The sequence below is a fragment of the Mesorhizobium sp. IMUNJ 23033 genome (genome assembly GCF_044778005.1).
GTDB classification, from domain to species: domain Bacteria; phylum Pseudomonadota; class Alphaproteobacteria; order Rhizobiales; family Rhizobiaceae; genus Mesorhizobium; species Mesorhizobium amorphae_A.
Map to the genome: position 1 here is coordinate 22,451 of NZ_JBJACT010000004.1, position 24,423 is coordinate 46,873.

Annotated in this window: 23 protein-coding genes and 3 pseudogenes; 12 read left to right on the forward strand and 14 right to left on the reverse strand. The window is 58.3% G+C overall.

What is annotated here, in order from left to right:
* Positions 1-2 precede the first annotated feature (2 nt).
* On the reverse strand, positions 3-287 hold the full coding sequence (locus tag ACFX5Q_RS05380) for a hypothetical protein (RefSeq protein WP_404275975.1): 285 nt from the start codon (positions 285-287) through the stop codon (positions 3-5).
* 223 nt (positions 288-510) lie between these two features.
* On the opposite strand from ACFX5Q_RS05380, the gene ACFX5Q_RS05385 reads away from it, so the two are divergent.
* The 3 genes from ACFX5Q_RS05385 to ACFX5Q_RS05395 are packed head-to-tail and all read left to right on the forward strand — an operon-like array spanning position 511 to position 1,388.
* Positions 511-1,011 carry a DUF6766 family protein gene (locus ACFX5Q_RS05385; RefSeq protein ID WP_404275976.1) on the forward strand — a complete coding sequence of 167 codons (501 nt, stop codon included), beginning with the start codon at positions 511-513 and terminating at the stop codon, positions 1,009-1,011.
* Entirely contained in the window at positions 986-1,174 is a 189-nt protein-coding gene (locus ACFX5Q_RS05390) for a DUF6766 family protein (RefSeq protein ID WP_404275978.1), read from the forward strand. The genes ACFX5Q_RS05385 and ACFX5Q_RS05390 overlap by 26 nt, the downstream gene beginning before the upstream one ends.
* A 46-nt stretch (positions 1,175-1,220) precedes the next feature.
* Positions 1,221-1,388: a hypothetical protein gene (locus ACFX5Q_RS05395; protein ID WP_404275979.1), complete on the forward strand. Its 168-nt coding sequence runs from the start codon at positions 1,221-1,223 to the stop codon at positions 1,386-1,388.
* A gap of 420 nt (positions 1,389-1,808) precedes the next feature.
* Here the strand turns inward: ACFX5Q_RS05395 and ACFX5Q_RS05400 are convergent, their stop codons facing one another.
* On the reverse strand, positions 1,809-3,851 hold the full coding sequence (locus ACFX5Q_RS05400) for a sensor histidine kinase (protein ID WP_404275980.1): 2,043 nt from the start codon (positions 3,849-3,851) through the stop codon (positions 1,809-1,811).
* 216 nt (positions 3,852-4,067) lie between these two features.
* Here ACFX5Q_RS05400 and ACFX5Q_RS05405 point away from each other — a divergent pair, with 216 nt between their 5' ends.
* The gene (locus ACFX5Q_RS05405) at positions 4,068-4,778 is read left to right on the forward strand and encodes a L,D-transpeptidase family protein (protein ID WP_404275982.1); all 711 of its coding nucleotides are present in this window, start codon (positions 4,068-4,070) and stop codon (positions 4,776-4,778) included.
* Positions 4,779-5,218: 440 nt separating this feature from the next.
* Here ACFX5Q_RS05405 and ACFX5Q_RS05410 read toward each other — a convergent pair whose 3' ends face one another.
* Complete coding sequence (locus ACFX5Q_RS05410; RefSeq protein WP_404275984.1) at positions 5,219-5,452, reverse strand: DUF6894 family protein; 234 nt, start codon at positions 5,450-5,452, stop codon at positions 5,219-5,221.
* 193 nt (positions 5,453-5,645) lie between these two features.
* Between ACFX5Q_RS05410 and ACFX5Q_RS05415 the strand changes: the two genes are divergently transcribed.
* Positions 5,646-6,365 (forward strand): Crp/Fnr family transcriptional regulator, encoded by a 720-nt coding sequence (locus ACFX5Q_RS05415; protein WP_404275985.1) that lies wholly within the window; start codon positions 5,646-5,648, stop codon positions 6,363-6,365.
* A gap of 39 nt (positions 6,366-6,404) precedes the next feature.
* Here the strand turns inward: ACFX5Q_RS05415 and ACFX5Q_RS05420 are convergent, their stop codons facing one another.
* Both ACFX5Q_RS05420 and ACFX5Q_RS05425 read right to left on the reverse strand, forming a co-directional pair.
* Positions 6,405-6,686 (reverse strand): hypothetical protein, encoded by a 282-nt coding sequence (locus tag ACFX5Q_RS05420; RefSeq protein WP_404275987.1) that lies wholly within the window; start codon positions 6,684-6,686, stop codon positions 6,405-6,407.
* Positions 6,687-6,700: 14 nt separating this feature from the next.
* Positions 6,701-6,991 (reverse strand): DUF982 domain-containing protein, encoded by a 291-nt coding sequence (locus tag ACFX5Q_RS05425; protein WP_404275989.1) that lies wholly within the window; start codon positions 6,989-6,991, stop codon positions 6,701-6,703.
* A gap of 626 nt (positions 6,992-7,617) precedes the next feature.
* On the opposite strand from ACFX5Q_RS05425, the gene ACFX5Q_RS05430 reads away from it, so the two are divergent.
* On the forward strand, positions 7,618-8,022 hold the full coding sequence (locus ACFX5Q_RS05430; RefSeq protein ID WP_404275990.1) for a VOC family protein: 405 nt from the start codon (positions 7,618-7,620) through the stop codon (positions 8,020-8,022).
* 253 nt (positions 8,023-8,275) lie between these two features.
* A complete protein-coding gene (locus ACFX5Q_RS05435) occupies positions 8,276-8,434 on the forward strand; it encodes a hypothetical protein (protein WP_404275991.1) in 159 nt (52 codons plus the stop codon).
* Here the strand turns inward: ACFX5Q_RS05435 and ACFX5Q_RS05440 are convergent.
* From ACFX5Q_RS05440 to ACFX5Q_RS05460, 5 genes and pseudogenes are all read right to left on the reverse strand, one after another.
* A pseudogene (locus tag ACFX5Q_RS05440) lies at positions 8,362-8,538 on the reverse strand (DNA repair exonuclease); the annotation flags it as partial. The gene ACFX5Q_RS05435 and the pseudogene ACFX5Q_RS05440 overlap by 73 nt on opposite strands.
* Positions 8,539-9,054: 516 nt before the next feature.
* A pseudogene (locus ACFX5Q_RS05445) lies at positions 9,055-9,385 on the reverse strand (SLC13 family permease); the annotation flags it as partial.
* A gap of 8 nt (positions 9,386-9,393) precedes the next feature.
* Complete coding sequence (locus ACFX5Q_RS05450) at positions 9,394-9,654, reverse strand: hypothetical protein (protein WP_404275993.1); 261 nt, start codon at positions 9,652-9,654, stop codon at positions 9,394-9,396.
* Positions 9,655-9,855: 201 nt separating this feature from the next.
* Positions 9,856-10,533, reverse strand: coding sequence for a DUF6064 family protein (locus ACFX5Q_RS05455; protein WP_404275995.1), 678 nt, complete (start codon positions 10,531-10,533; stop codon positions 9,856-9,858).
* Positions 10,533-11,448, reverse strand: a pseudogene (locus tag ACFX5Q_RS05460) (aldo/keto reductase). Before ACFX5Q_RS05460 ends, ACFX5Q_RS05455 begins: the two are co-directional and overlap by 1 nt.
* A gap of 546 nt (positions 11,449-11,994) precedes the next feature.
* On the opposite strand from ACFX5Q_RS05460, the gene ACFX5Q_RS05465 reads away from it, so the two are divergent.
* Together ACFX5Q_RS05465 and ACFX5Q_RS05470 are read left to right on the forward strand one after the other, a co-directional pair.
* Positions 11,995-12,465, forward strand: coding sequence for a (2Fe-2S)-binding protein (locus ACFX5Q_RS05465; protein ID WP_404275997.1), 471 nt, complete (start codon positions 11,995-11,997; stop codon positions 12,463-12,465).
* Between the two features lie 4 nt (positions 12,466-12,469).
* A complete protein-coding gene (locus ACFX5Q_RS05470; RefSeq protein ID WP_404275999.1) occupies positions 12,470-14,701 on the forward strand; it encodes a molybdopterin cofactor-binding domain-containing protein in 2,232 nt (743 codons plus the stop codon).
* Positions 14,702-16,614: 1,913 nt separating this feature from the next.
* Here the strand turns inward: ACFX5Q_RS05470 and ACFX5Q_RS05475 are convergent.
* Complete coding sequence (locus ACFX5Q_RS05475; RefSeq protein WP_404276001.1) at positions 16,615-17,385, reverse strand: Crp/Fnr family transcriptional regulator; 771 nt, start codon at positions 17,383-17,385, stop codon at positions 16,615-16,617.
* Positions 17,386-17,649: 264 nt separating this feature from the next.
* Here ACFX5Q_RS05475 and ACFX5Q_RS05480 point away from each other — a divergent pair, with 264 nt between their 5' ends.
* On the forward strand, positions 17,650-19,101 hold the full coding sequence (locus ACFX5Q_RS05480) for an exopolysaccharide biosynthesis polyprenyl glycosylphosphotransferase (protein ID WP_404276003.1): 1,452 nt from the start codon (positions 17,650-17,652) through the stop codon (positions 19,099-19,101).
* Positions 19,102-19,258: 157 nt separating this feature from the next.
* Entirely contained in the window at positions 19,259-20,008 is a 750-nt protein-coding gene (locus ACFX5Q_RS05485; RefSeq protein WP_192177380.1) for a methyltransferase domain-containing protein, read from the forward strand.
* A gap of 14 nt (positions 20,009-20,022) precedes the next feature.
* Here the strand turns inward: ACFX5Q_RS05485 and ACFX5Q_RS05490 are convergent, their stop codons facing one another.
* The 3 genes from ACFX5Q_RS05490 to ACFX5Q_RS05500 form a co-directional block, all read right to left on the reverse strand.
* Positions 20,023-21,168, reverse strand: coding sequence for a glycosyltransferase family 4 protein (locus ACFX5Q_RS05490; protein ID WP_404276005.1), 1,146 nt, complete (start codon positions 21,166-21,168; stop codon positions 20,023-20,025).
* Positions 21,169-21,209: 41 nt separating this feature from the next.
* A complete protein-coding gene (locus ACFX5Q_RS05495; RefSeq protein ID WP_404276006.1) occupies positions 21,210-22,751 on the reverse strand; it encodes a GMC oxidoreductase in 1,542 nt (513 codons plus the stop codon).
* Positions 22,752-23,160: 409 nt separating this feature from the next.
* Positions 23,161-23,325, reverse strand: a complete 165-nt coding sequence (locus ACFX5Q_RS05500) for a hypothetical protein (RefSeq protein WP_404276482.1) — start codon at positions 23,323-23,325, stop codon at positions 23,161-23,163.
* On the opposite strand from ACFX5Q_RS05500, the gene ACFX5Q_RS05505 reads away from it, so the two are divergent.
* Positions 23,302-24,402: a glycosyltransferase gene (locus ACFX5Q_RS05505; RefSeq protein ID WP_404276458.1), complete on the forward strand. Its 1,101-nt coding sequence runs from the start codon at positions 23,302-23,304 to the stop codon at positions 24,400-24,402. The genes ACFX5Q_RS05500 and ACFX5Q_RS05505 overlap by 24 nt on opposite strands.
* The last annotated feature ends 21 nt before the right edge of the window (positions 24,403-24,423 follow it).

Genomic DNA, 24,423 nt, shown 5'->3' on the forward strand with positions numbered 1-24,423 from the left:
CGCTAAGCAGCGGCCGGACGCGCTTCCATTTCGTCAGGGAATCCTGATCGACCGCGAGCACCCCGGACCTTCCCGATCACCTTGCCATCTTCGTCATCGACCCGCGTGACGTGTCTGGTGAGATCCAACTCGTGCGACGGCTTGGCCTTCTTCGGCGCGTCGATCAAGAAGGGGAAGTGGTCGGTCGGAACGTTCCCGCTGGCCCGGCCGTTGTCGAGCAGTTCCAGAATGGTGACGCCTATCGTCACCTCGTGGCCAATGTCGATGCCCCTATGTTCCCGCGTCATACAGAGATTCTGGAGCACGGTCGGCGATCGTCAAGAGGTTGCTAATATTCGGTTGGTGAACTGCAACAAACTCTTTTCAGCCCGGTTTCACATACCGAGGGGGTCCGGTTCGGAAGCGCCGGATGAACGGTCGGACAATCACGATCGAGACAGGAACAATGTTTGACGCAAAGCCGTTCCAGCATTGGCCAACTGCGGCCTCTGACTTCAACTCGGCGACGGCATGCGATCTGTTCTGAAAAACAATGGCCTCGTGCTCACAATGCTGGCTATTTTCCTGGCCTGCCTCATTGGCCAGGCGCTGACTGGCTGGGCTGCGGACAATCAGGAACGCGCCCTCCATGGCGAAGCGCAGCGCAGTATTTCAATGTTTCTTAGTTCAGGCTCCTTCCTTTCGGCGCTCTTTGAAAATTGGGAAAGTGAATTTCTGGAAAAATGGGCCTTCGTCATGCTGACCGCGTTTTTGATCCAGCGCGGATCTGCCGAATCGAAGGATCCGGACAAGTCCTCCCGGCAAGACCGCGATCCGGCTCTGGACGAGAACCGCACCGATGCGCCTTGGCCGGTGCGTGCCGGCGGCTGGGCCAGGGCAGTGTATTCGCATTCGCTGGGCCTGGCGCTATTGGCGCTTTTCATCGCTACTTTCGTGCTGCATGTGTGGAACAGCACGCGCCGCGCCGCCGAAGAAGCGCTCCAGCATGGCGCACAACCCGAGACCATATGACAGCACGCTAATCTCCGGTGCGTTCTGGTTTGAGAGTTTTCAGAACTGGCAAAGCGAGTTTCTGTCGACCGCCATCCTCATCCTGATGGCAGTCTTTCTTCGTGAGCGCGGCTCGCCGGAGAGCAAGGCTGTATCCGACCCACATAGCAAGACAGGCCGTTGATCGCGTTAAACTTCCACCGGGGCATTGCGTGGGTCAGGAGGTTTCTATGCCCAAGTTCCGCTTTGAGACCACTGACGGCAAAACCACGATTTTCGAGGAAGAGCTAGCCAGCGCAGACCTTGCCAGCCCGAGAGCAATCGAAATCGCCCCGCGCAGCTATCGTGGACCCTCCGACCGGCGCCGATCAATCAGGCTCGACAATCAGGGTTTATGATGAAGCAGGCTATTTGGTTTCTATCGTTAATTTCTCCGACGTAATGCGCGACAGTTCCGAGTTGCAACGGCCGAGCGGCGATCCACCTGCCGAGGAGCCGGGTGTTATGCGGTCTGGCTGATCAAGCTTCAACAAAGCTGGAAATGTCAGCGCGGGATCGGGAGATCGCGACTTCGCCTTCTGCGCTCAATGCTTCGCGCATTTCGACGAGCAGGTCAGAGTTCACAAGCGTGGGTTGCCACCAGCCACCTGCAGTGTTCGCTGTGTCCGGGCGACCGTCGAGCGGGCCACGTTCTGACGAGTTCGGGCGGCGTCGCCGAGCGCCATCTGCCCCAAACGTAGTCAACGTTTGTGCGCAGTGCATAGGGATAGAAGGTGGTCAATTCTAACGGCTCAACGAAGCTCCCTGGCCGCAGGCAGTTAGGAGGAAAAGGCTTTCGGCACCTGAGCCTCATTCGATCCAGACAAATTCACCTGGAAATTGCAGACCAGCCCTGATTTTTCGAATGTCAGCACAATTCGACCAGCGGAATCGGAGGCGAATACACGCTCCAGCAGCTGGGTGCCAAATCCCTTGCGCTCGACAGGCCCGACGGTCGGGCCGTTCTTTTCACGCCAATCGAGTTCCAGTCGGCGATGGCGTTTTTGACTGGCGAGCTTCCAGGATATCGAAACACTGCCCTTCGCATTCGACAGCGCTCCATATTTGATCGCATTTGTCGTGAGTTCATGAATTGCCAACGCCAATGAAAGCGCGACGTTGGGCGGAAGCCAAACCTTCTCTCCGCTGATTTGAAAGCGCTCCATCCGCGCGTGCGGGTTGATTGACGCCGTGATCAGATCATTGAGATCGGCGCCGCTCCAGTTCTTCTGCGTGAGGAGGTTGTGCGCCTTTGCCAGGGAGACAAGCCGGCTGGACAGGGTCCGACCTGCCTCGGGCAAGCTGGTGGCGTTGCGGATCGTTTGGCTTGCGATGGATTGGACCACTGCAAGCGTGTTCTTGACGCGGTGGTTCAGTTCGTTGGCCAGCAATTTGCGGTGCTCTTCGCCGCGCTTGCGATCGGTTATGTCAAGGCTGATCTGGACGGCGCCTATGATGCTACCGCCCGGATCGCGGATTGGCCGCGCGCTCGAAAGCAGGAAGCGCTCTATCCCGGACGGAAGGATGTAGGCGAATTCTTCGTTGTCGGTCAGCTCTCCGCGCATTGCCCGGCTCAACGGTCGGTCTTCACGGCTCACGGTGTGACCGTCCTTGACTGCCACGGTGTTGATCACGAGGTCGGGCGCGCCAAACGACTTACGGCCGTCCGTCGGCAAACCCATGAGTTCCGCTGCGAAGCGATTGCGGATGACTTGGAGAGCCTTCGGGTCGTAGGTAAACCAAACCGCAGCCGGCACCGTCTCCAACACCGTTTCCAACTCATACCGGCGCTCAGCGATGGCACGCTCTGCGTCAACCAACGCCTGCGCGACAGCAGCGAACTCGGCAACCGAGGTTGACAAGGGTTCAACTGTGCGGCCATGCCCCAGAGCCTCAGCGCGAGCAGCAAGCTCGGCGGTCGCTACAGTGAAGCGCTTTCCAACGACGTACCCGAGGGCCATTGACACAAGAAGCGCGAGCAGGCCGATCCCGCAAATCGCCGCGAGCGAACGCCAAAGCGGCGCTTGCACCACCGAAAGCGGCACGTTGGCGGTATAGAACCAATCGGAATACGAGGATCTGTAGTAGCCTGCCAGCAGCGTCGTGCCCTCGAAGTTGCGGGATGTGAAACTGCCGGAGCGACCGACGATTTTTTCCAGATATTCGGGCAATCCGGGTTTACCGGTCATCTCCTCATGCGACTTGGAACGCGCCACGTAAGTTCCATCGCGATCTCCAATGCCTACAGTCCAGCCCTCAGGCACTGCTGGCATCATCACATCACGAATGCGGGCGGTTGGGACAGAGATCGAAAGAAGCAGGTCTTCGCCCGTCAGAACCGGCACCCGTATGGCAACGGAGATGCGATAGTCTTGAGGGTCCTTGCCGGCAAAGACATTACTGACGAAAATTCCGGAAGCCTTGAGCTTCTCGCGATCCCTCGCCGACATCGGCTCGACCAGCGGCAGCTTCGCACCGTAACCGATCTCTGTATTCAACAGTTGATTGCGACCAAGATCGCGCAGGACAATGATCCGATCCGTGCCCTGGACAACGCGGAGCGCCTCGCCACGAAAGCCTGCCAGGTCGCCATTCGCGAGAGCGGCCGATTTCGACAGGCCGTCGAGAATCGTTTGCAGATTGGCGATTTCACCCTCGACAACAAGCGAGACCTGGCGGGCCGTTTGCAGAGCATCCTGCTCGAAGCGGGATCGATCATGCAGGGCATATTGGCCAAGCAGATAGGCTGCGAAGAGCCAGACGGGTATCACCGCGGCTGCGATCAGACCGAGCAGGTGCGATCGAGCTGGTCGACGAGGCAAATCCGTTTCCCCTGCCGCCTCAGAAACTCGCCAACCATAATCGCAAGCCGGGGAACGGCAAGCGTTAGTTCATGCATTCAACCAAACTTGGTTGGGTCGGGCGGAGAAGGCCCACGACCGGCAGCGAAATTGGTCCCGGCAGTCTTGCGCGCGGCCCCGGGGAACCAGATAAGGCCTTGCTGCGTCATAGAGGAAGGGGAGACCTGGGACCGACTGATGGCGACCTCCGCCAGCCCTGCCCTGGTAACTTATGAGCTGACACGCAAGGATGTGAGTGGCCCGTTCACCAAGCGTATCCCGCCGCGGATGGAGAGGATGGCGCGTCTGTCGAGGCTGGGCTATCGCAACGCGGTCGAGAAGCTCGCTGAGCGCTTCCATGTCAGCGAGCAATTGCTGAGAAGGCTCAATCCTGGCGCCAACTTCCGCAAGGCCGGCACGGCCCTGGTCGTACCCGACGTTGGGCGGAGTGATCTTCCCGACGCGGTTGCCAGCCTTGAGGTCGACAAGAGTGCCCGCCAGGTGCGCGCACTCGCTCCTTCCGGCAAAGTGATTGCAGTCTACCCCGCCTCAATCGGCAGCGGGGAGAAGCCGGCGCCGAGCGGTATGGCGGAGGTCAAACGCGTGGTGCACAACCCAACCTATCACTACGATCCGAAGTTCGCTTTCAAGGGAGTGAAGGCCAAACGACCGTTCACCATCGCCGCCGGGCCTAACAATCCCGTTGGATCAACCTGGATTGACCTCTCGATCGAAAGCTACGGCATCCACGGCACGCCCGAACCCGGAAAGATCGGCAGGACCTTTTCGCATGGCTGCATTCGTCTTACCAATTGGGACGCCGAAGACTTGGCATCAATGGTAGACAAGGGCACGAAAGTCAGCTTCGAAGGCGAGACTGCGAACACTAACGATCTTCAGTCACAGTAGCGCTCGAATCACGGCAATTTTCCCTATGAAGAAAACCGTTCGGGGTGCTCGTTGCCACAGACTCGGAGAATCTGGTTCCCCAGCGAGGTTCTGCGGAACCCTCTGTCAGAACCGCTCGGGCCGCTCCCCGCCGGCCCGTTCGAAGGCGGACAGAGGTGCAGATTTGTTCGGCGGCCTAGCGGCCCCGGCGATCTTTTCGGGACAACCGGTCGAGCAGTGCTCGAAGCCGATCGGATAAAAGGGGTTCAACTCGAAAGAAGGGCCAGGTGCGCAAATGGCGCCTTACCGCCTCATTCGAAAACTGGCGTCGCAGGAACTCGGCAAGGACCTCGGAGTGGCGTTTATCGTGAGCCATCGTGTCTATCCACTAACAATCCCGAAACAGCCTCAATCTGGAATGTTCCTGCGGACAACCTTGCAGACGCCAACGCGGCGAAGGCTCAACTCCAGGCAGAGGCAAGAGTGAGAGACGCCTCGAAGATCTGTTGCCGGTTTTCATCCCGAACTTTGACAGTGATCACTATCAGATCGCCATCCGGCATCTCGTCGTGGGCAACATCATGCAATATCCGGAGCGCTTCGATCCTCGCGCGATCGCGCGTCGGGAAAAACTGCCCCTCACGATCCATCTCGGGGCCCTCCGAGTTGTACAAGTCGAAATAGAAGCGTTCCATTGGCTCAAGCATCCGGGACTGCGTTAGATCCACAATTCCCGCCCGGGATCATTGTTCCAAAGCGTTAGCCTTCAAAGGTAGCGATCGACGCCCTTTGCCGGACATGCCGGGGAATGCGGACCGCACAGCTGCCTGCAACCACCCCCGATCTCCGACGTTTGACCTAGGCGGTCGAACACAGCAGGGAATTTGAATGCTAGAGTCCCTTTATCTAAATCTTGGCCAGCACGACGCCCTCTCGGAACATGAAAAGGCTCTACTCGCTGGTGCGATGTCAGTCGAAAAGGACTTTGCCACGGGGCAGGATATTGTTTCGGAGGGCTCGCGGCCGACCTACAGCACCCTGATCCTCGACGGTCTGGCTGCGCGATACAAAGTCCTAGAGGATGGCGGGCGGCAATTCACGTCCTTGCAGGTGCCTGGGGATTTTGTGGATCTGCACGCCTTTCTGCTGAAGACCATGGACCACGGCATCATCGCCCTGTCACCCTGCCGGGTGATCGTTGCCGAGCATAGTCGGCTACGTGCCATCACCGAGGAAGCGCCACATCTGACCCGCCTTTTGTGGTTGGATACGCTTGTTGACGGGGCCATTCACCGGGAATGGATCGTGGCCATGGGAAGGCGGTCAAAAACGTCTCACTTGGCACATCTTCTGTGCGAGCTCTTTATTCGACTTCAGGGCGTCAAACGAACGATCGGCATGAGTTTCCGGCTTCCTTTGTCTCAATTGGAATTGGCCGACGTGCTTGGACTGTCGGTCGTCCATATGAACCGAGTTATCGCCACGCTACGCAACATCGGCGTCATTGGCTGGGCGAACCATACAGTAACGATTCTGGACTGGGAGCGGCTTGTGCAAATAGCCGAATTCGATCCCACCTATCTCAGCATGAACCGCGAGCCTAGATGATACCAAGGTTCCACCGCAGGAAGGGCACCGCTTTCTTATTCAACGCGAACTGTTGCGTGATGGCTTCCACGCTAAGACCGACATGATGTCGACGGTGACCAGGCCGCCGGCCTTTATTGTCACCCGGCCATTGTCAAGGTCGACGCCAGTGACGTGGCCCGTGACTGCAACTCGGTCTCCCGGTTTGGCGTTTGCTGGAGGCTCAATAGCGAAGGGAAAATCATGGCTGGGAATTTCGACGCTCGCTCGACCACTCTGAAGCAATTTCAGGATGGTGGCGCTCAGCGTTACCTCGTCGCCGATATCAAGATTCAAAGCCATTCCGGATGACCCGCTCAGCCTCCGCCCCGGGACCACAATTCGTCCAGCATCACAAGCGCAGAGCTTCGGGTTTCCGGTTTCAGCAGCCCTTGTTCCTTGGCTGCTTCCTTGAAAGTGGCGAAAGCAACCGCCGGGCGGCAAATCCCGCTCAATGCGTCGTCCACCAACCGGACGGCTGCCCCATAGGCTATCGCTTCCTTGTTTTTCCACCGTCCGCCAAGGGCTTTTTTAGCATCGGTGATCGATGAAACCACCATCGTGCCGCCGTCCACAAATTTGATCGTGACAGGAAGGAATCTGGTCATAGATTTACCAGCCAAACCACTCTCTTGTTCGCCACAGCAATCCAACGAATGGCGCCAACAAAAATAGAGCGGCGCCCAAAACCAGGAAGGGGTTCTGTAGCGGTTTCAATTTTTGCATCGAAGAAGATTTGGCCGTGGACATGTTTGTTCAATTCCCTTGTTGAATGCTTGCGTGATCGCTCCAAAGGAGATTGCAGCGGATCGAGCTACATATTGCTGGCCGGTCGGCTTGGGGGCCGTGGTTTGTGTGGTGGCAATTGGCGCGGCCTTAGCGGGACGTTGGCGAGCGAGTTGCGGATAGGCCTTTCGGACGGCGCCGGTGACGTGGCAGCACGGCGGCGCAGCAGCGCGACCGACAACCTGCCAAGAAAGTCTCGAATTTCCATGGGCGCGTCTCCTGCATGAGCGCCCCCGCCGAGCGTTGGTTAACACCTGGCGCCTATCGCCCGCATTTAACTTTGATATATCCCCGCTCGAATCTTTCCATCGCGGCTACGGCGGCTCGTGGGGTTGGCTTGGCACCTTCCGCAACCTTGCCCCGCACTCGCGGCGTGCGCCGTGCCGCCGTCAGGCGGATGCCGTTGCCGGTGGTGTGGCCGCGGATCCTCAGCTAGTGTTGGAAGCACATGTTCTGTCGCATCCATCATGTCGCGATCATCTGCAGCGATTACCTTGTGTCAAAGCGATTTTACGTCGAGCAACTCGGTTTCGGCGTGGTCGATGAGAATTGGCGTGCCGACCGGCAATCCTGGAAGTGCGATCTTGAGTGCGGTGAAGTGCGCCTTGAGCTTTTCAGTTTTCCTACCTCTCCACCGCGCCCAAGTCGACCGGAGGCACGCGGCCTGAGGCACCTTGCGTTCGCGGTCGAGTCGGTTGCACACGCAGTCGAGCACCTGCAGAGCCAGGGCATTTCGATAGAACCTGTCCGCATCGACCCCTACACTGGTGCGCTATTCACCTTCTTTGCCGATCCGGACGGGCTCCCCATCGAGATTTACCAAGTCGAACCGTCGGAAGCGCATAACAGCTAAGTTTGGATCCACTTCGACTCCGTTTCAGTCTTCGTCCCAGACCGGCAGCAATCTGTTGCGTTATCGGCGATGGATTTTGCCGATTCGGTGTAAGCGCTGATGCGAAGGCCATCGGCGAACCGGCTCCAGCTGTTTCGATATCCGCGACATGACGTCGTGGCGCATCCAAATCGAACACGCCTGCGCGAACCTGATCCGCGCGCTTGAGAGCATCGGCATAAGTTCGGATCCTGGCGACAGTCCGGAGACGGTGATGGCCGTCGCGGAACTCTTCCTCGACAGGCAAGCCAAGGTGGATGCCGAGCGTGCAGAGGCGGTCAGAACAGTCAGCGCGAAGGAAACCCTGATCCCGGCTTGGTGCAGGCGAGTCATCTGCGACGCCAGGAACCGCGCCGTTTTCATCGAGGTCTGATCGCCACCGTAAAGATCGCCGGCGATGACCAGCATCGACCCGCTCTGCAAGGCAGAGATCCACGATGGAGACGAATGCCTGCGACTGGCGTCGCCGATGAGTTCGGGTTCCGAGCTGCACCTGCGCTCGGCGTGACGCGTTGCCCATCGGGCTGCCGGACTTCGCTGGGGCGAGAGGTCAACCTACATCCGCACAATGCAGAATTTACGTCTTTAGGCTGAGTCGGAAGCCAACACCGGAAATGCTAAGGTAATAGGCTGTTGTAGGAGCCGCTGGTCAGTTCCGAGTAGAAGCGACACCTGTCTAAAGGAAGCCCGGTTGCAACACGCTCCGGGCTTTCTTTCTTCTATTTGGCCTCTGCGGGCCTCACGAGAGGGCGTCTGGACTGGTCCCCAGTGCGGGAAGGCGTGGCGATCGTTTCTTTGCGGAGAAGCACGGGCCTAACCCCTCAGGGCAGCGAAGTTGGTGGCCGTCTCCGTCCCCCAATAGGGCGAACGGACCTATCGCGCGGTCCCGTGGACACCGTGGTTCTGGGCGAGCCCTCCATCCTTGTCGTAACAACCCATCTGGTCGCGGAAGATGACGAGAACTCGCTCACGGGACGTCCACGTTTGATCGTATCAGGCCAGCGGCCAGACGATCATCATGGCCGGGACCGCGACGATGATGACAATGACGGAAAGAGGCAGGCCGAGCCGCGAATAGTCTAGAAGCGATATCCGCCGGGGCCTATGACCAGAGTATTGCATTGATGGCCGACAGGCGTCAGGAAATCGCAGCCGGCGCCGATTGCTATTGCCATCAAAAACGCTTGAGGCCTGTAATGCAGGCTGGTCGCAAACCCAGCGGCGATCGGAGCCATGACCAGCACACAGTCGCGGCGTTGTTGAGGAAAGGCGTAACCGTCATCGCGGCGATGAGGATGAGGGACAGCGCTCCGTAGCCCGGCAGGGCGGCGCCTACGTCAGCCAAAGTTGAGACATCTGCTGCACCTGGGCGGCGCGGCGCTCCGCCAGTGGCAACAGCCCGAACTCGCGCAGAAGTAATGACGATGTCATCGCTGAATCCGGTGAAGCTTCGTCGAGCGGAACCACGCCGACCGCCAGGGCGAGCAGTAGAGCCAACGCAGCGATAAGGTCATATCGAAAACGGCCCCACACGAAGGCTCCTATCATCAACGCGATGACCACAAAGGAGAGGGTCTGAGACAAAGTAAGCATGGTCGGCTTTCGCTCTTGGCGTTCAGCAGGGCGTTAGCAACATTCCGTTGCTGCAGCATCCGGGTTCAGAGCAGAAACGTATTTCGCCCGTGGTCAACCGATGCGTATAGTTCGTCCCTTCCTCCCCGCCGCCGCTCGACCGCAGCGCCGCTCCAATTACATTATGTTGTCGGGGGCGTCGAAATGGAGGCGGAGCGGACCCTAGGAAGCAGGTCGCCTGATCAAAGACCGCAGCCCAAGTGCCGCAAGCACAATCGCGACCATCACAAGGGGCAGCCAGGCCTGCCGATCATCCATGGTCCAAAGCGTGACGCCGCTGAGCAGGCACCAAAGCGAAGGAATGGGAAGGAGCAATGGAAGCAATTTGCCGCGTGCCGCAAGCAACAATCCCAGCGTCACGATCACTGTTGGATCTGGCGCGATGCCCAAGACTTCCGCGTTTGTCCACGGTCGTCCAACGAGGGGCGGGAAAAGCGGATAAAGGACGAAGCCGGCGGCTGCGAACAGCAGCCCGGTCCAGCCGGCGATGTCCCGCCGATCGAAGGCCAGTCCGCCGGGCATGATGGCGGCGATCAGCAGCCCGACCGCCTGGAAGGCGAAGAGCGGGGCGACATAGAAGATCGTCCAGTTGATGGCCGCATAGCGATCCCACAGGAAGGTCCAGCCGACGAAGATCCAGAGTGCAGCGAGGAGAAGCCCAATCCATCCACCATCACGGTTCGGTTGCCGGAGCAGGAACATAAAAATCGCCAGGCCCACGGCGACCGTGACAAGGTGCAATGGCCACAGCGCCTCATTCTGCAGTTCGAACATGCGCCAGTACACGCGCGCGGAGAATAGCAGGAAATCGTCAGGCCGGTATGTCCACCACTCCGACATCAGAGATCGCGAACGTAGGCAGCCATCTGTTCACGCATGGCGGCGTCGGGAAAAGCACCGCGCGCGGCGGCCACGTTCTCGCGGACATGATTGACCCGGGTGGTAGCTGGGATGGCGACGGTAATGGCGGGATGCGAGAGAATGAACTTCAGGATGAATTGAGCCCAGGTTGCGGTGCCGATCTCTTTGGCCCATCCGGGCAGTTGCTCGCCGTCAAGCCGTCGTGTGAGCGCGCCCTGACGGAAAGGCCGATTGACGATCACGGCAATGCCGCGTTCGGCTGCCAGCGGCAGGAGCCGCTCCTCCGCCTCGCGATCCACGATGTTGTAGGTGAGCTGCACAAAATCGAGAGGATGAGAGCCCATGATCTCCTCGAACAGATCGTGGCGGCGCCCTTCCGATGTCGTGATCCCGACATAGCGGATTTGTCCGGCCGCTTTCATCTCGAATAGCGTCTGCAGATGCGCTTCCCAGGCGACGAGATTGTGGACCTGGACAAGGTCAAAGCGCTGAACACCCCAGAAGCTGCGCGATCGTTCCAGCTGCGCGGCCCCGCCCGCGGAGGACGATGTCCAGACCTTCTCAGCCGAGAACAAGGTCTCCGGCCGGCCGAGCCGGTCGAGGCCGTAGCCGATGACAGGCTGGGACGAGCCGTACATGGGCGAGGAGTCGATCATACGCCCACCCGCCTCAAAAAAATGCGCCCATCACGTCGGCGCATTCATCCCTGAGCGCCGGATCGTCACCGACATTGAAGGTGATCCAGGTGCCGAGCCCGATCGCGGGGATTTGTTCTCCTGAGGACGGAATAGGACGCATCATGGGTGCGGTGGCCTGGCCGATCGCGGGTGCCGGCAAGGTCGCCGCGGCCGCGGCGGCTGCAGCTTGAACGAATGTTCTTCGGCTCATCGTCATATGCATCTCCGTTGGGCGCTGTCACGTTGTTGTGGCAAGACGCCCTGAAACGCCGAAAGCAGATATCAGGCGAGCATTCCGGTCATGGCTCTCCATTGCTGCCGCTGGAAAAGACGTCTCCTCCAGAGTAGCAGAAAAGGCCGTTCAAGCCCGTTCCGAACGGCTATCTAGAACGGCCGCCTATGGCGCCGGCCCGACCACCGCCGCCAACGACGCCATGGCCGCGGTGGAGCGCGACATGGTGCAGAGCGTGCCGAACGTGACCTACATCGAACAAGGCCGATTTGATTAAGCATCCGATGGCACCGACGCAGGGAATTATCCGCAACAGGGAATTTTTTCGCGTCCTTTGGCGTTAGTGAATTAGTTCGCGTTGAAAGTGCTTGGAACCAAAACCATGGCCGGGGCCGGCCGTGCAGGCGAGGAAAGGCACTAAAATGAGAAAAGCTCATGATGACGGTCAGAAGTCGAGAATTCGTGACCATCTGACCCAGATACCGGTCTGACCAAAAACCGCACCTCAGCGATCACGCTGAGGTCGTTTGCGTGCAGGAGGTTGAGTTGATTTCGTTTCGGCTGAATGGAAAGGACGTAAGCGTCGATGCGCCTGAAGAGGCCGACCTGCTCTATGTTCTATTGAACGACCTCAGGGTGAATGGCTCAAAGCTCGGATGCGGTCGCGCGCAATGCGGATCCTGTACCGTGCTGCTCGATGGAGAGGCTATCCGATCCTGCGTTACCCCGACGAAGGCGGCGGAAGGCCTGGAGGTGACGACCCTTGAGGGGCTCACAACCGATGGCCGCCCGAGCCGGTTGCAACAGGCTTTCATCGACGAACAGGCCGCTCAATGCGGCTACTGCACGGCCGGCATTATCATGGAAGCTCACGCTCTCCTTGAGCGCAATCCCCACCCGACCGACGCCGATGTCCGATCTGCCCTCCAAGGCAATCTTTGCCGGTGCGGAACTCATAACCGGGTCGTTCGGGCCGTTTTGCGTGCCGCCAACGAGGCATGACGCGATGGCACAACAATTCAGACTCAATAGGCGAGACTTATTTCGCGCAGCGGGCTTCTTGACGCTTTCCTTCGGGATCGCCGGCAATCGCAGCCACGCTGCCGCGGCCGAAGCGGTGAAGCTTCCTGGCGATCTGGAGGATACGCCCCTCCTGAGTGCCTGGATCAGGATCGATGCCGAAGAAACTGTTGTGTTGATGATCGGCAAGGTCGAACTCGGCCAAGGGGCCGTCACGGCCGTTGCGCAGGTGTGCGCCGATGAGCTCGACATCGACTTGAAGCGTTTGCGAACAATCTCGGGGGATACCGCACTGGTGCCGAACGAAGGTGTTACCGCCGGTTCACAATCGATGCCCAACTGCGCGTCTGCCGTAAAGCAGGCGGCGGCGGAGGTACGGCACATTTTGCTGCACCTGGCCGCTGAGAAACTGAAAGCCCCGATTGCAAGCCTCACAGTAGAGGACGGGACGATCAGCAGCGAAGACGGAGCCAAGATTACCTATTGGGAGCTCGTCACCGGGCGAGAATTGGAGCGCAGGGCTACCGGCAAGGTCAAACCAAAGGACGTCGCCGACTATAAATACGTCGGCACATCTGTTCCGCGCCTCGACATCCCGGCCATCATGACGGGGCAAGCACTGTATATCCAGGAGCGAAGACCGGACGGAATGGTTCACGGCGCCGTTGTCCGTCCCCCGACCTACAAGGCGAAGCTCAAGAAGGTCGATACCTCGAAAGTCGAGAAGATGCCTGGCGTGCTCAAGGTCGTGCGCAACGGCAGTTTCCTCGCGATCATCGCCAGCCGACAGGACCAGGCCTATGACGCCTCATCGGCACTGGCCAAGGGGGCTGAATGGGACGTCGAGAACGACCTACCGGGCGATGAGGGAATTTTTGACTGGCTCCTAAGCGCGCCGACTCGTGACGAAGAAATCATGAACGAGACGGCGGGCGCCCCGCGCACGCCGTCAAGAGTTTTCGAGGCGGCTTACGAACGGCCATACCAAATGCATGGCTCGATCGGTCCATCAGCGGCTATCGCCACGCTGTCCGATGATGGGATGCTAACAATCCAGACCCATAGCCAAAGCGTTTTCGAAACTGCAAAGGCGATTGCGCGAATGCTCGGTCTCGATCCTGCGAAAGTCCGCTGCCAGCACATCCCCGGATCCGGCTGCTACGGTCACAACCTGGCAGATGATGCCGCCGCGGACGCAGCACTTCTGGCAATAGAGATGCCTGGCAAACCTGTCCGCCTGCAATACACCAGGCCGCAGGAACACAAATGGGAACCTTACGGCTCCGCCATGGTCGTCAAGACGAGGGTGGGAGTGGATGATCGTGGCGATGTGCTCACCTGGAATCTGGAACTCTGGTCAACTCCGCATGGCACGCGGCCGGATGGTGAGCCTGGCAATCTGCTTTCGGCCCGCTATCTCGCAAAGCCGTTTGCGATGCCAATGCCGGAGAACGGCGGTCCGCCCAACTACGCTGCCGATCGAAACGCCACAGCGCTCTATGATTTCCCGGCCCAACGCGTGGTCACGCATTTCATCAGCGAGATGCCGCTTCGCGTGTCTTCCACCCGTAGTCTCGGGGCCTACGCCAATGTGTTTGCCATCGAATCGACTATGGATGAGCTTGCCCACGCGGCGGGCGCCGATCCGGTAGAATACCGACTGCGCTTCCTCAAGGATGAACGTGCGCGAGACGTCTTGAAATCGGCAGCGCAAAAATTCGGCTGGGATCAGTGGCGCAAATCGGAAGGCCGAGGCCGGGGAATCGGCTTTGCGCGATACAAGAATCTTGCCGCCATGACAGCGGTGGCGATTGAAGTCGAGGTCAATCGGAAGAATGGTCGTATACGCCTCATCCGCGTTGTCGCCGCCAACGACAGCGGCCAGACCATCAGTCCCGACGGCATCACGAATCAGATCGAAGGCGGCGTCATTCAATCGTTGAGTTGGACGCTGAAGGAGGAGGTCAGGTTCGACAAGACGAGTGTGCTGTCGGAGGATTGGAAGAGCTACAGTTATCCAATCATCACCTTCGAAGAGGTGCCGCCGATCGATGTTATCTTGATCAATCGGCCCGGCGAACCGTTTCTCGGCACGGGTGAGGCGGCGCAGGGACCAACCGCAGCCGCTCTTGGGAATGCCGTATTCGACGCCACCGGGGTGAGGTTCCGCCGCATCCCGTTCACACCGAAGCGGATTCTCGCGGGCTTGAAAGCATGACCCGATCAATCAGTTCTGCGACGCAAGAACCTGCAGCGTCTTCATCAACGACAAGCTGACCTCCGTTCCTACGGGTTGAATCGCTGATCGATTCCAGATCTTACCGGGACGCCTCGCCGCAGCCATCTCTCTGCTGAAACGTGGCGGCTTCCTGAACGCTCGGCAGAAGGGTGCTGTGTAGGGCAGTGAGCCCGCGTCCCGTCTCTTTGTTCGACGGGAACGCGGGCGGTGGCTGCCACCCCCACCTTTGGAAGTCACAAGCGTAAAAAATGCCATCCTGCGGACGCCTGTCAATTGCAAATATTAGGGTGCGCTAATCCTCCTCCCGAAAATCCTGCAGCGAGGCATGCGTCCGGTCAGCATCGACGACGAGGCGGGACGATCGCTCTGAGGTCCACTGGTGGCGGTCAGTATCGGCGTGGTCAGGCTGGTCGAGAAGTACCGGCCGCCTTCGCAGGACGCCGCTAAGGGACAAAGTGGACTAACGCCGCTGACGGCAGTGCTCAAGCGCGAAACGGCCCGCTGCCTGGCTAGCAGCGAGCCGTACAGGTAGGGCCGGAACAAGGGGGGGCCTTAAGAGGCTCCGGCCATGGCATCAAACGACAAGCTGGAAATTTCGTTCCACAGCGCTCGAATTGGTTAATTTCGTACACAATGTGAAGGTGTCACCGCCCGTTTGGCCTTCGGCCGGGTGTCGGTCGCGTAGATCAGCCCGACGCGCTTGCCGCCGCACTTGGCACATTTCAGCTTTGGAATGATATCGTCTGACATAGCCGGCGCATCCGGGGGCACGCGAGCGCCTGGGCAGGCGAAAAGATCGATGCGGCCTACCACACCAAGTAGCAGCCCACGGCGCATGGCGCGCTTCTAAACAGCCTATGTGGGATGCCTAGCTTAGCTGGCGGTCGAACTACCGCAATGGCGCTTTCGTAGCAGCCACGGCACGGTTGTTGCGGGCCGGGAACAAGCGGTCAGCCCGACCTTTCGGCCCGAAGGCGGGAAGCTTGCCGGAAAGGCTATCCCAAGCATATTAGCGACCACTTGTGAATTCACTCACATACAAAATACCTCCTTGGCGTAAAAGAAATGCGAGAACAGCAATCTAGCCTCTCTTAAGGGTAGATCTGGCGGCGACAACAAAGATCATCGTCAGAAAGAGGATATTGGCGTTTGAAAGCAACCCGATATCGTTCTCATCACAAACTTTGTGATGATATCAAAAATAGCACCAAAGGAGCTAAATATGTACAAGATCGCTGTAGCCGCGTCTGCATTTTTCATCCTCACGGCACCTTCGTTGGCGGCTGAGTCAAATTTTGTCCGCAGCCTTCGTGCGGATAACGGCTTTGAGCCTCCAGCCGCGTTGAAGGGTCACCATTCGTTCGAATCAAAAGAGATGGTGGGGCCCTTGCAGACAGGGTCCATCGGGAACGCCGGCGACGTTCCGTCATCCAAGTGCGTCGGGGTGAGCCCAAGAAGAGCACGACCCTCTCAGCCCCGACTGCCGGAACTGAGATCCAAATAGGAGCGGTGGCTTAGCGCCACCGCTCTGCTTCCTCTGAGATCACAAACGCTCCTCCTCCTTGGCCGGCGTCTCTACTAGTCTGCGACCCCGGCGTGGCTCCGCGGCACGCCTGAACCCTCCGTTCTCGACCACCTTGCAACTCACCCAGCCGAAGGCCTCCTCGGCGATCGAACCCGGATGGCGGCCGGCCCATGGCGCGCGGCGTTGCGGATGAGTTCGGCGGCAATTAGCCCGACGCGCCAGGATCGGCCGGAACCCCGGCCAGATCTCCTCGGCGTCGCACACCGAAGCGATACGGTGAGAAGGCGCATTTGTCCGGTGTGGCGACTTACGACGCCGACGAAAGGGCTCTACCGAGGGATGCGAGAACGACCGGCGCCACTTCGGTTTATTGCCTCCCCTGCCATAAAGATGCCCGAGCACGTGGGATATGCATCATCGAACGATCAAAGGCGATCTCGCCAAGAGCAACAGACTCTAACGCGGCCCGATTGAGGATCGTCAGCGAGCCGTGGTCGTATTGGGTCAGATGCCGCCGTTCCCATTCTCTCAGGCAACGATTCACTTTCGCTCGAGAGGCCGGGACCATTGCCGCAAGGTCAGTCTGCGAAATGTGGATGCTCCCAGCTCTATCCACGGTAGCCATGCTGTTCGGCCTCTCTGTCAACCGCAAGAGCGTGCTCGCCAATCGAGTGGACAGAGCACTGGCCGCACTGTGGATCACTCGCTCTTGCGCGTCGTGCGTTGCTTCGCACAAATACGGGATCACCTTTAGTGCGAGATCGGGGTGTTTGTCGAAGACCCTAGCCATGAAAGCTACTTCGATTTGCATCAAGTCGCTGTCCACAACTGAAGCAGCGTTCATGCTACTGCGTCGCGTGATGAACAATCTAGTCAGGTCGAAAGTGTCACCCGGACCGAGATCGGAAAAGATGAATTCTCGACCGTCCGAAAGTGGAGCACTAAGCCGAATTTTCCCTTGAATTATGTAGTAAATATAACTTGGTATATCACCAAGGTGAGTGACAATTTTATTCTTAGGAATCCTTCGTAGGACGGCCACTTTCGCCAGTTCATTAAGAATATCTTGCCCAAATAGCCGAAATAATCGTATTTTATCGAGCTGTTTGACCCGAACCTCAGCGCTATTCAATGCCATGGCTCCCGCCCCCTTGATAAGGGTAAAGCGCCCCGGTCCCTAAAGCATTGCCTTGACTACCCTAGAACGGTCCGACTCCGCCGGGCCGTTCTCGCGCAAACGCGCTAAGCCAGAAATATTAGCACATTAGCATATTAGCATACCACCAAAATAACGGCCCCTCTGTGCCCGGGGTAACAGCGGCATGTTTCTGGGAGAGATTAAATCAAATTTGACCGACTGGAAGCCGTTGAGAGACACAACAGGATCCGGGGGCTTGTCTCCATGCGGCATGCACCAACCCAAGCGTCGAGTGCGTTCTTAAAGCGGAGCATCGAACCGCTACGGCTTCCTGTGGGAGCAGTTTGCATATTTCTTGCAACTGCTGATTTCCTGCTTGCAGAGACGATACTCCTTGCCTCAAATGAGGTCTATCATAGGCACCTCGGCGTGAGCCCGTCAGATATTTGGGAGACGATTTATCTAAGCGTTACCGCCGGCCTAGTGCTCGTCGCATTCATGGCTGCCAGAGGGGCCTATACGGTCAGTGGCATCCTGGACGATCACCGTGTGATCAAAACACTGTTCACCGGGTGGTTGTTCGCTTTCTTTGCAATTCTCTGGCTCGCCTTTCTCACGAAGACCACGTCGACGTTCTCGCGCGGCTCTTTGACTCTGGCGTTTGCTGTCGGATTCCCAATCCTGCTGCCTGGCCACGTGGCTCTCGCGCGCGTGCTGAAACGGCTTCTGGCCGCTGAGAAGCTCGTCTTGCGCACAGCCTATCTGTTTTACGCTGGCGTTCCTGGAATGGAACAGGGGATAATCAGCAAGCTCAGGCAACAAGGCATCGCGGTTTGCGGTGTTTCGAACATCGAGAACCGCGATGGCACGATCGCAGCACAATCGGTGCATGCCGGCGTCGCAGCTGCGCAGGCTGCTTTCCGCTTTGGTCCATATGAGGCAGTTTATCTGTTTTGCCCGTGGGACCAGCGTAAGTTGATCGAACGAATTCTGGAGGAAATGTCCCGCCTCCCGCTGCCGATCTATCTTTTCGCTGATGCCTACACAGATAAGATTCTGGCCGGATGTCCACTGCACACCGGCTGGCAGCGAGCCTTCGAAGTCCAGCGCGCGCCTTTGAGACCTGCCGAACGCTTGCTGAAGAGGTTGTTCGACGTTGTTCTTGCATCCCTGCTACTGCTGTTCCTGTTTCCGTTGATGGCGGTAGTCGCATGTGCCATAGCGATCGAGAACGGTCGCCCAGTGCTGTTCCAGCAGACGCGGCGAGGTTTTTGTGGTAACCCATTCAATATTTACAAGTTCCGATCGATGACCGTGCAGGAGAACGGTAAGGAAATTCGCCAAGCTCAGCGCAATGATAGGCGAGTTACCCGACTTGGCCGTATATTGCGCCGGTCAAACATCGACGAGTTGCCGCAGTTATTCAATGTGCTTCGGGGAGAAATGTCCCTGGTGGGCCCGCGACCCCACGCCGTCGCTCATGACGACACCTATAGCAAGGTTATTGAGAGCTATGCTTATCGCCATCGTGTAAAACCCGGTTTGACAGGCTGGGCTCAGATCAACGGCTTCCGAGGGGAGACGAAGGAGCTGTGGCGGATGGAAAAACGCGTTGAGCATGATCTCTGGTACATAAAGTCCTGGAGCGTGCTGCTCGATCTTAAGATAATTTGGACGACCGCTTTGCTGTTGCTTTCGGATCGTGATGTCTATTGATGTATAGCATCTTCTCAGGGCTCTCCATGGTTCGATGCGATTGGCCGCCGCTCGCCTGGCCTATCTGCGCCCACACCAGAGCCAGCCCATTGCGAGCCGTCCGCATGGCCCTCTCTTTCGTGTATGTTTTATAGTTTTGTGCGGCAACGGAGAGCTGATGGTGTCCGACGTCGAGCATATAGCCGGGGTTCAGAATCCTGCTGCGCAGGCGCCGACTTTATGGAAACGCGTCCGCAGACGTCTCTATCGCTTCACGTTCACCAAGAGGAAATTGTCGACCAAGAATCTGGACCGACTGTGTCGCGAATTTGCGACCGCTGAGCGGACGCTGGTGATCCATTCCGAAGACGTCGACTACAAGCCCCATTTCCCCAACGCATTCACCGTCACGAAGCGGCCCGACAAACCGGCGGACATGCATGTCGATTTGTACTACCGGGATTTGAGCAAGATCGCTTCGGAAAGCTATCCCGTCATCGTCTGCACAGGCCTTCTCGAGCACATACCCGATCCCGAACGCATCGTCGCGGATATGAGGCGCATTCTTGAGCCTGGCGGTCGTCTTGTCATTTCCGCGAGCGCGGTGTTTTCATTCCATGAATGCCCGGACAACTTTTTCCATTTCACCCCCTATGGCTTCAAGCTGCTGTTCAAGGATTGGACGCGGTTCGATATGCTCCGCGGCTCGAGCCAACCCTTTGAAACGATCGGAATTCTGATCCAGCGCATTCACTTGCAATGTGACATTTTCCCGCTCGCCCGGCCTTTTATCGAGCTCTTGTTTCATACCATCAGGGTCTTGGACGTCTTTGTGGTGAGACAGTACGAGACGCGTCAATTCCTGGATGAGCGAAGCCGAATCGACTCCATGTTGCCGTCAAACCTGCAGGCGGTGGTGGTGAAGTGACTTCCTTGGGCAATTCACTCGTGCGCACTATGTCCAATCTCTTGCGCGCATTTGCAATCCAGTGGTATTCGCGCTGCCACCATACCCAGGGCGATTAGGATCTTCTCCGCACGCTGTTTCCAAGTATAGCCCGATAGCAGGAGCTCGCGCGCGGAGCGCCCCAAGCGTCGTCGTTCTGCGGGATCCTGAGCAAGGCGCTCGAGCGCTGCCGCCCAGGATCTGACATCATCAGGATCGCAGAGCAATGCGGTAACGCCGTCGGTCAGGATTTCGCGCAAGACAGGCAAATCTGAAGCGATGATGGCTTTCTCCGAAGCCATGTACTCGAATATTTTCAGCGGAGACATCCATGGCGCCACATCCATGCGGCCGTTGGACACAATTACGGAACGCTTGTACGGCGCCAAGACGACATCGAAACCAGCAAGCTTGGCAGGAACAGCAGCGTGAGGCAGGGGTCCATGCAAAGTCAGATTGGGGAGTGTCGCTGTCCGCTCCTTCCAATACTGAACATCTTCCCGGCGCCCACCCACAATGTCGAAATGGGCCCACGGACATAGAGGTGCCAAATCGGCGATAATCTCCATGCCCTTGCCGGGGTAAAGGTGTCCGACATATCCGACCAAGAGCTTTGAACGCGACGGCGCCTCGATCGGTTGGGGAGGAGATATCGTTGCGTCGGCGCCGTCAGCAGCCACGATGATCTTGGATGCGAGAGAGGGAAAATCCTTGAGTACCGTGTCGGCAATTGCTTGAGAAATGGCGACCAAACCCCTTAGGCGTGGATATTGCGTCAGCGCCGCAAATGCGGCCTTGGACTTCGGCCCAAATGAAAGATGGTCGTGATGCAATTCCAGCGCGGCGGGAAATCCGGCACGCACAAGCCACAGCGCGAAGCGCGGCTCTCTCGTATACACGAGGTCAATGCGAAGGATACGCGCCAGCAGAACTCCAAACATGATAACCCAACGGGAGTTGGGCTGCCGAAGCCCTATGGTCCACACCCTGAAGCCGTGCTCCAGCCCGTAGTGTTCTGCCAATTTGCCTTGCAGGCGCCGACGGAGTCGACCTGAGATAATGAGGGTCACATCCGCACCTGAAGCGGAGAACGCGCTGCACATCTTAGCGATATTGACGGTATGCGCCTGCGGTCCCGGCATAGGCGTCGCGGTTAAGTACATTATCCGCACGGATCTCACTCTCAGCCCAGCACACGGCTCAAATGATCGCTCAATCGAAGGGATAGAGCGGCGATCGTCAGGAACGGATTGGCATTCCCGTATCGCGGAAAGACGGAAGGTCCGGCGACAAACAAATTGTGCAACCGGTGGACACGGCAGTTCTGGTCGACGACTCCTTGGCGGGGATCGTTGCTCATTCTCGTAGTACCCAGGAAGTGCGAGTGAACAGCTGTGAGGGGCCAGGAATCCGAATCGCGAAGGGAAGAGTAATCGAGGTGGCCAACATCATGTGCACGAAGGAAGCGATTCAACATGTCGAGAAAGGTCATAGCCGACCTGCGATCCGCTAGATCATATCGCCATCTCAGGTTGAGCAGCTGGCGCCCTTCCCGATCGCAGTCCTCGGAAAGGGTCAGCCTGTTCTCGGCGTTCGAATGCTGATCCAAGTTCAATCGGACCACGAAGGCATGTGTTTTGGCCTGCAATCGTGCAGCCTGTCCTAGGCGGTCAAACGCCATTTTGCCCGAGGCGATCAGAAGACGTCGTAACCTGGCGCTTCGATTCACGATCGGCGCGCCTCGGAATGCGGCGCTCTTAATAGACTCGAAGACCTTTTCGGCCTTGTATTCGGCAATGGGGTAGAGACGCGCGCAATGGTTCAATGTGCCGATGGAGATTTGCGTAGCCGTGGAGAGCCCGATACCCGCTCGTACCTGCACCCCGTTGCTCGTAGCTTCTCGAAACAACGGATGCTCCGCACTGACCGGTTGTTTAGCCCGTAGGACGGCCAAGTCCGCCTTGGGATGCGTCGAGAAATATCGACCGATTGCCCCCTCTTCATCCCTCCAGTGACGGCGCGCATAGCCCAGCAAGAGCCGAGTGGTTTCGATCCCACCGGCGGCGAGAACAAACACCTGAGCTTTGATTCTTTTGTGGTTTTGCCGACGACCGACGGTGACGCTTTCGATAGTCCGCCGATCTCCATTAGGTGTGACGTCGAACACGGGAGCGTCAGTCAGAACCCGTAGATTGGCGAGATTTCCGTCGGATTTTGTCACGAGCTCGGCGACTTTGAAGGCCGGTCGCGACCACATGAGATATTTTATGTCAACCCGATCGCTCGCCGCGAACGTCTTCCAGCTACGAGGCATGCGTGGCAATTCGTTGTAGTGTTCGGAACTAGGCATACACAAGATGTCCAACGCACGCTCGTAGTATGGAGAAAGTTCGGACAGCGGAAATGGCCAAGCCGGTGCGCCAATGTCCGGCCTTTCCACGAAATCTGCCTCGTCCATTCTCGCCACGCGACCGGCCCAAAGATTTGAAGATCCACCGAGCTGCAAAGCTTGGGCGTAAGACAGATCAACCGCACCATCGACATCGAGTTGCGCTAGGGGCGCAGATGAAAGTGGTGTCGGATCCAGGTTTCCCGCCTCTACCAGGATCACATCCACCCCCCGTTCGGCGAGGGGGAGGGCAACGAGCGCTCCGGCGGGTCCGGAACCAATGACGCAGGCTTGGCACGTCAACTCGGTTGTCGTCACATCCAGAAGCGAATTCATATGCGAGGCACATCCCGTTGCCTTGACTGCCTCTTCGAACGAGTCCGGTCCGACTTCACACAAGCGCGGCAAAGGAGAAAAGTATTCGCGCATAACTATACGACGAATAGGCTCCCGGCTGTGCCCGCGGTAACAGCGACACGTCTCTGCGACGTCTAAAACATGAATCAAATCTGACCAACTGAAAGCCGTTTGGAACCTGTCCTTATGGATAGGAGAGGTGCGCCCCCAAGAGAGACGGGGTGCGCCAGGAGTCAGGGTTTGTCTCCGTACGGCATGCACTTACTGAGGACGTGACATGTCACTCCAACGCAGTAGCACCGCTATCTGGAGGTCAGGAAACAAAAGGGGCGCCCGGGGGGGCAGCGCCACCATCGGGTGGATTGAGCCCGGTAGCGGCGATTTGAAATCACGGAATGCGGAAGGCAAAATTGACGCGGCGCATCGACTGCGTATCGCTCATGTCATTACTCGTCTCATCAATGGCGGCGCTGATGAGAATACCGTCTGTTCCTGCAATTGGGCCGCGCAACGAGGACATGATGTTTTCCTGCTCCACGGCGAGGCGGTTCACCCAGAAATTTTAGCTAAAGTGGACCCGCGGGTGGAACTCATTGACGTCCCCGACTTGACCCGGTCCATTTCGCCTGCCTCCGACGTGAGGGCATTGTTGGCGCTTACCCGGAGATTCCGCGCCTTGAATGCCGACATCGTACATACGCATACTAGCAAGGCAGGCATTCTCGGCCGTTTCGCAGCATGGGCGGCGAGGGTTCCAGTGATCATTCATGGCGTGCATATCGTGCCTTTTGTCAACGTCGGCGTCGCCGAGCGGCTCACCTATCTCGCCTTGGAAAAACTGGCGGCGCCAGTCACCAGTGCATTCATCAGTGTGAGCGAGGGCATCCGTGACTTATGCATGAGCGCGGGAGTGGGACATGCTGACAAGCATCATGTCGTCTATTCCGGATTCGATCTCGATCGCTTTCGCAACGCCAGTCCGCCTGCCGATTGGCGTGAGTTGTTGCGCTTGACACCGGACGCGCCGCGCCCGCCTGTGCTCTTGATGATTGCGGCATTCGAGCAACGCAAGCGACACGCGGAATTTCTAGAGGTTTTCAAGAAAATCGCCGCCCGCTTACCCGACACGGTACTTGTGCTCGCAGGCGATGGGCCGCTTCGTTCGATCGCCGAATTGCAAGTCAACCGGCTGGGGATCCAACGCCGAGTGGTCTTTGCCGGTTATCGCGACGACCCCGAGCGGCTGATCGCACTCGCGGATCTCTGCCTGCTCTGTTCCATACGGGAGGGATTGCCCCGCGTGCTCATGCAATATCTCGCCGGCGGCAAGCCTTGCGTCGCTTGCGATCTGCCAGGTCTTCGCGAAGTGCTCCGTCCTGGCACCAATAGCGTGATCACACCCCCGGACGACTTGGACGCCATGGCCGACGCCACGGCCGCCCTCCTGGAGGATCGCGAAAGACTGGCTTGCCTCGCCCGAGGTGCCGCAGCGACGGACCTTTCGAACTGGGACGCCAATCGCATGGGCAAGCGGATCGACTCCATTTACCGCCAGGCTCTCAACCAGCATCTGGCGAGCAAGGGAGCGTCGACTAGGCCTCCTGTTCGAAATCTGGCGCTTCCGCGATGAAGTGCCCTACAGAGATCGGGC